The organism is Sphingobacterium sp. UGAL515B_05 (assembly GCF_033097525.1).
Classification (GTDB): Bacteria; Bacteroidota; Bacteroidia; order Sphingobacteriales; family Sphingobacteriaceae; genus Sphingobacterium.
In genome coordinates this window covers 4,367,924-4,379,886 of the sequence record NZ_CP109907.1, presented here as the reverse complement: position 1 = coordinate 4,379,886, position 11,963 = coordinate 4,367,924, and the positions used below count along the sequence as shown (strand labels likewise).

Here is an 11,963-nt window from a genome sequence, read left to right as displayed (position 1 = left end):
TTTTAAATTATAGCTTGAATAAGTTCACCCTCCACATCTGTCAATCGGAATGGCCTTCCTTGAAAATCGTATGTAAATTTCTCATGATCAAAACCCAAAAGGTGGAGCATGGTCGCATGGACATCGTGTACAGAACTGCGCCCTTCTACCCCAGCGAACCCAATATCATCGGTTTGACCGTAACTTATACCATTACGAACTCCCCCGCCTGCCATCCAGATGGTATAGGCGTCGGTATGATGATCGCGTCCCAGGAATGGCATATCGCTGTTGTCCCTATTTTCTTGCATCGGTGTGCGTCCAAATTCCCCGCCCCACACAACTAGTGTTTCTTCCAGCAAACCACGTTGTTTGAGATCCATAATCAATGCGGTCATTGGTCGATCTATCTCCCGGCATTTATTTCTAAAGCCAAGATCAATCGAATCTGCGGGATTTGTACCGTGACTGTCCCAACCCCAATCAAATAACTGCACGAATCGTACCCCCTGTTCTACAAGTTTCCGAGCCAAAAGGCAATTATTGGCAAACGATTCTTTACCCGGCTCAGTTCCATACAATTCGTGAATATACGCAGGTTCATTATTGATGTCCATCACTTCAGGAACTGCAACCTGCATTTTATAAGCCATCTCATATTGTGCAATCCGCGACAAGGTTTCTGGGTCTTTAAAGGTATCGTATTCTGTTTTGTTGACATTATTTATGGCATCAATCAAATCACGCTTCATATCCCTTCCCATCCCTTCAGGATCGGCAATATACAATACGGGATCACCCTTTGAACGACATTGAACGCCTTGGTATACGGACGGTAAAAATCCACTTCCCCAGACACTTTTTCCTGCATCCGGTGTTTTACCTCCCGATGTTAACACAACAAATCCGGGTAAATTGCTATTTTCAGATCCCAGACCGTAAGTTACCCATGAACCAATGCTTGGCCGGCCGAGACGGGCACTTCCCGTATGCATAAACAATTGCGCTGGACCGTGATTGAACTGATCGGTATGCACGGCCTTCAGAAAACTCACTTCATCAACAACTTTACTAAAGTGAGGCAAATGATCTGATACCCAAGCCCCACTTGCTCCATATTGTTTAAAAGTAGCCTGTGGTCCTAACATTTTTGGAATCCCACGAATAAAGGCAAATTTCTTTCCTGCGAGCAGGGATTCCGGGCAAGGTTGATTATGTAATTTCTGCAATGCAGGCTTGTAATCAAATAACTCCAATTGCGACGGAGCGCCGGCCATATGCAGATAAATTACGCTTTTAGCCTTACCTGGGAAATGAGGAGGCTTGGGTACCAGCGGATTGAGTGCATTCAGATCCAACTTTTCCGCTGATTTTGACTGTCCCCATCCATTACAACTCGTCAACAAACTCCCTAAAGCAATACCTCCGATACCTGCCACACAGTCCTTTAAAAAATGTCTCCTTGTGACAGCCTGCAATTCAAATTGTTGCGCTTCTTTTATTAGCTTATTTAGATCTTTCATCTGACTATCATTACGTATGAACGGTCTGTGTCACTAAATTTTTAGTCCGCAGCTTTAGCTCATTTCGGTTTATATTCTTATTATTTCATAGGCCTTATCCTTCTTAAAAAGAGACTTCGTTTTCATACGAAAAGCCCTTATCCAGAAGTTTCAGTCCATATTTATTATTTCATTATTTATGATTTCGTTAAAAACTCGTCCAGATTCAACACTGCATTGGCAACAAGCATGTAGGCAGCTTTTGAAGGCAGGACCTTTACATTGCTTATTGCTAAATCTTCATTCAAAAATTTGGCTGCTGAATCAGGCTTTTTGCTGAAATCAATCAACGCTTTTTGATAAAGATGTTCCAGCTCTTTGAGTTTCTTTTCATCGGCATCCTTCAACATTGCACGTTTATAACCGACACGAATACTATTTCTAAGGTTTCCATTTCCCTCCTTTTCCATAATAGCCCCCAGATGTTTAGCTGCTTCGAGATAAACAGGATCGTTTAATGTGGCGAGCGCTTGTAGCGGTGTATTGGTACGGATTCGGTCGACCAAACAAACCTCCCGACTAGAAGCATCGAAAGAAACAAAGGAAGGATAAGGACTCGTACGCTTTAAAAACGTATAGATGCCCCTTCGGTATTGATCTTCTCCAGCACTTTTCACCCAGGACTCACCGCTGTATACAGTCATCCATACCCCATCCGGTTGGTATGGCATTACACTTGGTCCATACATTTTATTGCTGAGCAATCCACTCACGGCTAATGCCTGATCACGAATCTGTTCGGCAGATAACCTAAAGCGAGGTCCCCTTGCCAAATAATAATTCTGTGGATCCTTTTCAAAATTGGAATTGTTCAGGCTAGAGGACTGCTTATAAGTTCCGGATAATACCATCTCGCGGATCAATTTTTTAATACTCCACTTTTTGGTATTCATCAGATCTAGGGCAAGATAATCTAGTAATTCTCGATGAATCGGCGGAATACTCTGTGTGCCCATATCTCCCAATGGTTCAACTAGTCCCCGACCAAATAGTTGAGCCCATACGCGATTAACTAAAGTTCGCGCTGTCAATGGGTTTTCCTTACTGACAATCCACTGCGCAAAACCCAAACGATTGCGTTGAGCCCCCTTAGGGAAACTATTCAATGATGCCGGAACTGTAGGCTGCACTTCCGCACCTAGCGACAGGCGGTTACCACGTATAAATACATTTGTCTTACGATGCATGTCTTTGGGATTTTCAATCATGATTGGTACTCCCTCAGGTTGCATGTTGACCAACTGGAGAAAAGTCTTTTGAAAATTCATATTATCCAGTGACTTTTCATGTGGAAAGTTCTCGCGAAATGCAAACCATTCAATCATGCAGATCGGCTGTCCATGAGCGACAGATGGATTCTTGAAAACCAGATATAAGTCATGTACACCACGAGTCGCACTTATGGGAGACTGAATAACCTGTCTTCCATTCGTACTCGGTAAATCAATAACGGCAAGTATTGGTCCGCTAGGTTTATCCAAGTGAATTTCCAATTTTCCACCTACTGCACCTGTCCAGAAATTCATGAAGAATTGCTGTTTATTATCCAGGTTTATTGCCCTTAATCGAGCCGATCCTCCAGTTCGCACCCCCAACCATTTCGTATCATAAAGCGCACCATCTACTATTTGGTCGCTGTAATGCGCATGGACTTTGGGCTCAAGGGTGTGAAGGAATAGATCTGTTGATTTTACCAAGCTTGCATTTCCTGTCGTCGACAACCACCTCTTTATACTGTCAATTCGTTTTTCATCCTGTGCGGTGTAAAAACGCAGTTTAGGATGATCACCTTGAGTATCTTCATCTCTGGTGTTGTTAAAAAAAGCTAACGATTTATAATACTCTTCAAATTTAAACGGATCATAGGTGTGACTATGACATTGCACGCATTCAAAGGTCGTACTCAACCATACCTGATAAGTTGTATTTAAACGATCCAAAACCGCAGCCATCCGAAATTCCTCGCTATCGGTCCCGCCTTCATCATTATTCATGGTATTGCGATGGAAGGCGGTTGCAATAAGTTGATCCTTGGTTGGTTCCGGGAGCAAATCCCCGGCAAGCTGTTCTATCGTAAATTCATCATAAGGCATATCCTGGTTTAAGGCCTTGATGACCCAATCCCGATAAGTCCATATCGTGCGCGAGCCATCCTTTTCGTAGCCCTTCGTATCGGCATATCGCGCCATATCCAACCACCAAGTCGCCCACTTTTCGCCATATTTCTGAGAAGCCAGCAGACTATCTACCCGCCGGCTATAAGCATCATCACGCTGGTCTGCTTCAAAGGCTTGAACCTCTGCCAACGAGGGTGGGATACCAATTAGATCCAAATACACTCTTCGGAGCAACAATGCTTTATCGGCTTCATCTGCAAAGGACAATTTCTTCTCCTTCATCTTATCCAAAACAAAAAAATCAATCGTATTGTTCACCCCTTTGGGCTTTACACCAAATATACTGAGCAACGAAAAAGGTTTAGGAACCTCCGCTTCCTTAGGTGTTGTATAGGCCCAATGCTCTCCCCACTTAGCTCCTTCATCGATCCATCTTTTGAGTATATCAATTTCATCGTCATTCAGTTTAGGGGCATTGTAAGGCATACGCAATTCAGGATCATCGGAAATCAGTCTCTTTACCAGTTCACTGTGTTCCCCATCGCCACGAATAATTGCTGATTTGCCCGACTCAGCTTTGGCGAATGCCTCATTTTCAAAAAGAAAACTTAAGCCACCATTTTTCTTAACCCCACCATGGCATGTGATACAATGTTTATTCAAAATCGGTTTAACATCAGCGCTAAAATCAACTGGCTCTTTTTTTCCAAAAGTCAAAATGCTTGTGCCAATAAGCACAAGCGCCAATAATATTAGCACCAAAATCTTTTTTTTCATAGCCTTGGGATATCTTTATTCTTTATTATTTTAGGTTTATGCACTAAACGAAATGAATAATGATTGTTTTCTTCGTTAAGTGGAGTCGAAACTATTCCATAAATGTGCTCGTTTCGAGTAGGATAAAATTAGAGAACAACATTGGATTATACTAAAACTAGATTAACAGAAACATAAACAATATTACCCCTTGCCCTTGCCAGATTTGCTGTCGACTATTGAGCCACCTATTCAAAAGGTTGATTTAAGACAGCATAACGTACTTTCTTTGGTTAAACTGCAGACAATACAACATCATTTTTGCAACATATTCCTTCGAATCATAAAGTATAACAATTTCGATACGAATTAACTTATTTAGTTTTCAGCACTGCATACAATCACCGTTAAAACTGCTTTTAAATTGGTTTTAACAGGTTCAAGGCCATCGCATAGATAAAATAGTATGCAAAAAAGTAACAATAGTGTCAGTATCTCCCCTTCCAGAGTTTTAAATTTACAAGCAAACCTTTTAAATTATGAAATATCTTTATTTAATACTCTTCTGTTCGTTCACAGTGCTCTCTTTCGGTCAACCGACACCGGACAACAACCTCCATTTCGATCAGTTGGCTTCGCGGTGGGATGAAGCCATTCCGTTGGGAAATGGTCAATTGGGTGCATTGATTTGGAAAAAAGATAATACGATTCGATTTTCACTTGATCGCGCAGATCTATGGGATGAAAGAAAGGCCTTTGCAATAGAAAACCACAATTTCAATTGGGTCCAACAACAAATAAAAAACAACAGCTATGGTATTGTACAGGAGTGGGGAGACGCTCCTTACGATAGATCCCCCTATCCCACCAAGCTTCCAGCAGCGTCGCTGTTCTTTGACTTAGCGAAATTTGGCCCTGTCGTTTCGAACGTACTTGACCTGGAACAGGCCACCAATATTCTTAAATTCAAAGATGGTCGGATATTAAGAACCTTCATACACGCCTATAAACCCTTTGGCTATTTTGAAATTACAGGAAACAACGTGAGTGAACTTGTCCCTCAATTAATTCCCCATCAATATGAAAATAGTGCAAACAAAGATGAAAACAAAAGCGTTGTTGAAGGTCAAGATTTAGCAAGATTAGGATATCAGCAAGGAAATATAACCAGAACCAGCAATTACGAAGTGCTGCACCAAAAAACTTATGACAATCATTTTTTTGAAGTTGTATTGAGATGGGAAAAAATATCAGCTAAAAAACTGATTGGATATTGGACAATCGTCAACGATCAAAGGGCAAACCCTTCTGAACTTTCCCTCAAAAAATACACCGAAGAAAAAGCAAGCCATTTGCACTGGTGGTCAAACTATTGGTCCAAATCAAGTATAACTATTCCTGAAAAAAATCTTGAAAAGCAATATTATCTTGATATGTACAAGCTAGGTGCTGTCGCAAGAGAGGGTGCTCCAGCAATTACGCTTCAGGCCGTCTGGACGGCAGATAATGGTGGCCTCCCTCCTTGGAAAGGAGACTTTCACAATGACCTTAACACCCAATTGAGCTATTGGCCAGCCTATTCGGGGAATAGATTGGCCGAAGCCAAAAGCTATACAGATTGGCTCTGGAAGATCCGTAAAAAGAATAGTGACTTTACAAAGCAATATTTCGGTGTCGATGGGCTGAATGTACCCGGTGTCCTTACTTTAAATGGAGACCCTATGGGTGGTTGGATTCAGTATTCTCTTTCTCCAACGATTGGTGCATGGGCGGCCCAACATTTTTATTGGCAATGGAAATATAGTATGGATAAAACCTTTCTAAGAGAACAAGCCTATCCCTATATCGTTGCGTCTGCGACTTACCTTAAGAATATAACCACATTAAAAAATGGACTCCGTTACCTGCCTTTGAGCAGCAGTCCCGAATACAACGATAATAGTGTGTCAGCATGGTTTGACAATTGGACCAATTTCGACCTTAGCTTAGCGCATTTTCTTTTCCAGGCTGCTACTGAGGTGAGCACAGCGATGGGAAAACCGCAAGAAGCGCAGGCTTGGTTAAAATGTAAGACCCAACTACCTCATTATGCGACGGATGAAACCGGACTACAAGTTGCTGCAAATCTTCCAATGAAACATTCCCATCGTCATATGTCTCCCTATATGGCAATTTATCCATTGGATTTATTAGACATCAATAATCCGCAGGAAAAAGAGCTCATCGAAAGTTCCCTAGATCATATTGAAAAGCTGGGTACACGGGCGTGGGTCGGTTATTCCTTTGCATGGATGGCTTGTTTGCACGCGCGGGCTAAACAAGGAAAGGAAGCCGTTAGCAATCTTCAAAAATTTGCACAGAACTTTTGTTCTACCAATTCCTTTCATCTGAACGGTGACCAGAAAGGTGGGCAATATTCAGACTTTACGTATCGACCATTTACGTTGGAAGGTAACTTTGCGTTTGCACAGGGAATACACGAATTGCTCATTCAGAGCAAGAATAACTATGTAGAAATCTTTCCAGCCTTACCTGCTGAATGGACAACAGCATCTTTCAAAAATTTAAGGACGATGGGCGGATTTATCGTAAGCGCTGAAAAAAAAGGAGATAAAATCGTTACGCTGAAAATAACTGCGACCGAAGAGGGTACCTTTCGAATTTTTGAACCCAAAACGCTCATGCATGTCAGCACGAAAAAGACCTTACAGAAAGCTAACAGCATACAATATGTGAAACTAAAAAAGGGGCAAACAGTAAACTTATGTAGTGTCTAAAGACGGAACCTGTCTAAGTCGGACTGTCGACAAAAAAAGCGTTTCAACCAAGTGTTGAAACGCTTTTTTTTCACTGAAAACCTGTATCGATTTTTCAGGACTAATCAGTTCTGCAATTTATGCGAGCTCAATCAAAAATTCCTCTTTCGGAAGTCTAAATTTTTTCAGCTTCAGCAACCAATCTTGTTCTTCCATCCGATAGCCTAAAGGAAGCATAACTGCACTCTTCAATCCCAGTTTATCTAAACCAAGAAGTTCATCCAATTCGGCATTTGAAAAACCCTCCATAGGGGTTGCATCAACGCCTAATTCAGCTGCCTGAGCGATTGCCAAACCAAAAGCAATATAGGCTTGTTTAGCCGCATGGGCTGCTTGTTGCTCAACGGATAGGCTTGATAACTGTGCTTTCAATCTATTTTTATACTCGTCAGTGGTGTCTAAAGGTAAACCTCTCAAGGCATTCATCTTGTCGAAGGTACTATCAATACGTTCGTCCGTATAGCTATCCCATCCTGCGAAAACCAATAAATGTGAGCTATCAGCAACAATTTGTTGGCCCCAAGCCACAGGTACAATTTTTTCTTTTAATTCCTGATTCGTAATCACAATCACACGGAACTGTTGAAGTCCAGACGAGCTCGGAGCCATACGTGCTGCCTCCAAAATCTTATCCAAATCTTCCTGAGCGACCTTTTTTGTAGGGTCGTATTTTTTTGTGGCATAACGCCATTCTAGGGTATCTAATAAAGCCATTTTATTCTAATTTAAATGATCAATAGCAACATCATAAAGTTATGTAAAGATACATAAAAAAATAAATGTCTAAACATTAAAATAAAAGACTAAAACAATAAAAACTAGGACAAAAACACAATGGCTTTCAACATTTGTTACTAGACTTTTAACGCCCAAACAAAGTATATTTACTTCTAATCACAAGCAAATGTCTATTTTATTCAAATTTATTAAGACCTTTGTACTGGTTTATATCCGATTAAAACAAAATGACCTTCAATCATTTGTTTCGGGTGGTTATAAATAACTAAATAAAAAACAGAGCTCACCTGCTCCACAATAAAAACATCAGCGATGTCTATAACGAATGAAACAGAGCTAACAGGCATACAAAAAGCGAGCGATGCCGTTGCCATCACCTTAAAAGCTATGATAGCACATGCTCAAGTGGGTATGTCCACGAAAGAGCTTGACGAATACGGAGCCGAAATATTAAAAAGCATGGGTGCAAATTCTGCTCCTGCTCTTACCTATGGTTTCCCAGGTTACACCTGTATCAGTATAAACAACGAGTTTTGCCACGGAATACCTACTGCGGAAAGACTATTGCAAGAAGGTGATTTGATCAATATCGATGTATCTGCCGAACTGGATGGATATTGGGCCGATAATGGTTGTTCCTTTGTCATAGGAAAGGACATATTTCAACACGAAAAATTGGTAAAAGCATCAAAAGAAATTCTTCAAAAGGCAATCAATACTATTCGTGGTGGTGTGAAAATAGCCGATATTGGGCATCTCATAGAAACTGAAGCGAAAAAAAGAGGTTATAAAGTCATCAAGAACCTTGGCGGACATGGTGTAGGAAAAAGTCTGCACGAGGAACCCGATGAATTGCTTAACTATAAAAATCGCTTCGACCAACGGAGATTTCGAAAAAATACCGTTGTTGCTATTGAAACCTTTATTTCAACGACCTCCACATACGCGACCGAACTCAACGATGGCTGGACAATGGTTGGAGACAAAGGTGGATTCATGGCACAACATGAACATACAATTCTCGTTACTGATGGCGCTCCTGTTATATTAACGGCGCAGAATGCAATTTACTAAGCAGTAATTAAGAAGGCACCTATAGGTCTTTTCGAACAAGTTATTGAAAGCTATCGAAAAGACCTATTTTCTTCAAAACAAGACTTCAAGCTTGCGGTGGAGTGTATAGTCCCTTCATCTCGGAACTAGAGGTTGTAAAAAAAATTAAGGGGCCTCTCATAACGAGAAAACCCCCAAATAATATATTTTTATGGCTAATAATTTTTACCAATACCAAAGACTAATCTTACTGGATAAATGGCTACAGCAGTAAAAGTAGCTTATTCTTCCCAACAAAAAAGTGATGAAAATCACTTTTACCAAAAATTTTATTCCCATTTTCAAAATTCGGCTTCTTTCTTAACATGCTCTCCAACTCATCTATTCTCTGTTAACTGTTTTGATAACTATTTTGAGAGACACCAAACATTGGAAAGACTTTTACTATCCAAACATGTGTCATCCATCCCTTACTTCTTGCTTAGTTGTCTTAATAAACATTGGGATTGCTCATCTATTTTATGAATTAAGTTTACACAAAATTAAGGACGGCGATGAACTACCAATAAATCACCAAATGCTACCATTTTGATAAGAGCGACAAGATGGGAATAAGTGGGATTTATATAAATGTTTTACATAATTTCGATCAAAAAATCACCAACAAAAGCTAACTTCGCTACATATATACGTCACAGTGAGGTTAAAATTGCAATAATAGATAGCATGACATTGAAAGAATTACAACACAGCAAAATATATGGCGCAGAAAACGGTGGCACTCCATTAATTGTCCTGCATGGGCTTTTTGGTATGGCAGACAACTGGGGATCCTTTGGTCGCAGTTTCGGAGAGAAAAGACAGGTACATTTACTCGATCTTCGTAATCACGGACGAAGTTTCCATAGTGAAGATATGTCGGTGGAAGTTATGGTAGAAGATCTGCTGGCCTATATAACATCCATTGGAGCAGATAAAGTACTCCTATTGGGCCATTCTTTGGGCGGAAAAGTAGCGATGCAATTTGCTATTGATCATCCCGGAAAAATTGAAAAACTGATCATCGCTGATATAGCCCCTAAAGCTTATCCTCCACATCACGAGGATATCTTCGATGCGCTATCTGCTGTAGATATCACAACACTGGAAAACAGGAAAGATGTACAAGTAAAGATTGAACACTATTTGAGTGATCCGGGAGTGATCCAATTTTTATTAAAAAATGTATATATCAGAGAAGATCGGAAATTAGATTGGCGCTTTAATCTGGATGTTTTAAAAAATAAATATACGGAGTTCATCACTGTCGGGGTAAAATCAGGAATATTCAACGGTCCCACATTATTTCTACCTGGAGAGAAATCAAGATATATATTACCTGAGGATAAAATTAAGATCAGGGAACAATTTCCAAATGCCGTGTTTAAGACAATTCCCAATGCCGGTCACTGGGTTCAAGCCGAAAATCCACAGGCATTTGACGCATTTGTTGCCGAGTTTTTAGATCAATAAAAATTAGCTACATGGAATGTCCACTCCTATCTATTGGTTCTTACCACCTTTCGTTAGGAGTAGACATTCAATACTATTATTTCAACGCATTTGCGTAGGTCTTTATCGCACGATCACGGGCAAACTGATGGTCAACAATAGGCTCACAATAGTCTGAAGTGTCTAATTCAGGAACCCATTGTTTTATATATTCCTGATTTTTATCGAACTTCTCAGCCTGAAGCGTCGGATTAAAAACCCTAAAGTACGGGGCTGCGTCACAACCACTACCAGCGGCCCACTGCCAGTTACCATTGTTGGCCGACAGATCATAATCATTTAGCTTTTGTGCAAAGTAGGCCTCTCCCCATCTCCAGTCGATCAAAAGGTGCTTACAAAGAAAACTGGCTACGACCATTCGTACGCGATTGTGCATATAACCCGAACTATTCAATTGGCGCATACCCGCATCTACCAAAGGATATCCAGTGTCTCCATTGCACCATTGCTGGAATTCTACCTCGTCATTGCGCCATTGTATGTCATCGTATTGCTTTCTAAAAGACTCCGTAACAACATGCGGATAATGGTAGAGTATCTGCATAAAAAATTCACGCCAGATCAATTCAGACAACCAGGTCGCATTGTGTTTTAAAGCAAAACTAACACATCGACGAACACTGATTGTTCCAAAGCGAAGTGCGATCCCCAATTTGGTTGTGCCCATTAATGCCGGATAATCGCGGGTGGTATCATAATGGTCAATAATCGTCGCATTCAGCTCTGGTTCTTCAAAAATAAGGTCAGTCTCCAGAAACCCCAAATCCGCCAAAGAAATAATATGCTGATGGTTTTGCTGAAAGAAAAATCCCGTTGTGTAGGTATAGGAAAGATGGTCCTCAGGACGTAATTTCTCCCGCCATTTTTTTGCATACGGCGTATAAACCGTATAGGGTGTTCCATCGTTCTTTAAAATATCTCCTTTATCGAAAATAACCTGATCTTTCACAGCTTTGAAAGGAATTCCCATAGCTGTACAAAGCTCGAAAATCTCTTTGTCCCGTCGAATTGCTTTCGGTTCATAATCCCGATTACAATAGATTCCCTGCACATCAAATTTTTCAATCAGCTCCCTGAAGATAGTAATAGGTTTACCGTAGAACGTATTCAAAGTTGCACCGCTTTCTCCGAGTATGGTATTGATACGGATTAAAGCCTGATGGATGTAATGAAGACGTCGATCTTTTTTATCCTCCAATTGCATTAGAATATCCTCGTCAAATATGAATATAGGTAATACAGGATAGCCCGAAGCTAAGGCGCGAGTAAGCCCAGCATTATCATTCAGACGTAGATCCCGACGAAACCAAAACACAATAATTTTATCTTTTTCCATAAAAACGACTAATAGTTGAATTCACTACCCCATGTTAACAATTTTAAAGGGCAAA

7 protein-coding genes are annotated in these 11,963 nt (G+C 40.6%); 3 read left to right on the top strand and 4 right to left on the bottom strand.

Annotated elements, in window-relative coordinates:
* Window positions 1-2: 2 nt before the first annotated feature.
* On the bottom strand, window positions 3-1,502 hold the full coding sequence (locus tag OK025_RS17945; protein WP_317665857.1) for a DUF1501 domain-containing protein: 1,500 nt from the start codon (window positions 1,500-1,502) through the stop codon (window positions 3-5).
* 176 nt (window positions 1,503-1,678) lie between these two features.
* Window positions 1,679-4,435 (bottom strand): DUF1553 domain-containing protein, encoded by a 2,757-nt coding sequence (locus OK025_RS17940; protein WP_317665855.1) that lies wholly within the window; start codon window positions 4,433-4,435, stop codon window positions 1,679-1,681.
* 518 nt (window positions 4,436-4,953) lie between these two features.
* Here OK025_RS17940 and OK025_RS17935 point away from each other — a divergent pair.
* Window positions 4,954-7,191 (top strand): glycosyl hydrolase family 95 catalytic domain-containing protein, encoded by a 2,238-nt coding sequence (locus OK025_RS17935; protein WP_317665854.1) that lies wholly within the window; start codon window positions 4,954-4,956, stop codon window positions 7,189-7,191.
* Between the two features lie 117 nt (window positions 7,192-7,308).
* On the opposite strand, the gene OK025_RS17930 is transcribed toward OK025_RS17935, so the two are convergent.
* Window positions 7,309-7,944 (bottom strand): NAD(P)H-dependent oxidoreductase, encoded by a 636-nt coding sequence (locus tag OK025_RS17930; RefSeq protein ID WP_317665853.1) that lies wholly within the window; start codon window positions 7,942-7,944, stop codon window positions 7,309-7,311.
* A gap of 336 nt (window positions 7,945-8,280) precedes the next feature.
* On the opposite strand from OK025_RS17930, the gene map reads away from it, so the two are divergent.
* The gene (gene map, locus OK025_RS17925) at window positions 8,281-9,042 is read left to right on the top strand and encodes a type I methionyl aminopeptidase (RefSeq protein ID WP_317665852.1); all 762 of its coding nucleotides are present in this window, start codon (window positions 8,281-8,283) and stop codon (window positions 9,040-9,042) included.
* Between the two features lie 705 nt (window positions 9,043-9,747).
* Window positions 9,748-10,533, top strand: coding sequence for an alpha/beta fold hydrolase (locus OK025_RS17920; RefSeq protein ID WP_317665850.1), 786 nt, complete (start codon window positions 9,748-9,750; stop codon window positions 10,531-10,533).
* 76 nt (window positions 10,534-10,609) lie between these two features.
* Here OK025_RS17920 and OK025_RS17915 read toward each other — a convergent pair whose 3' ends face one another.
* Window positions 10,610-11,908, bottom strand: a complete 1,299-nt coding sequence (locus OK025_RS17915) for a deoxyribodipyrimidine photo-lyase (protein ID WP_317665849.1) — start codon at window positions 11,906-11,908, stop codon at window positions 10,610-10,612.
* Window positions 11,909-11,963 lie beyond the last annotated feature (55 nt).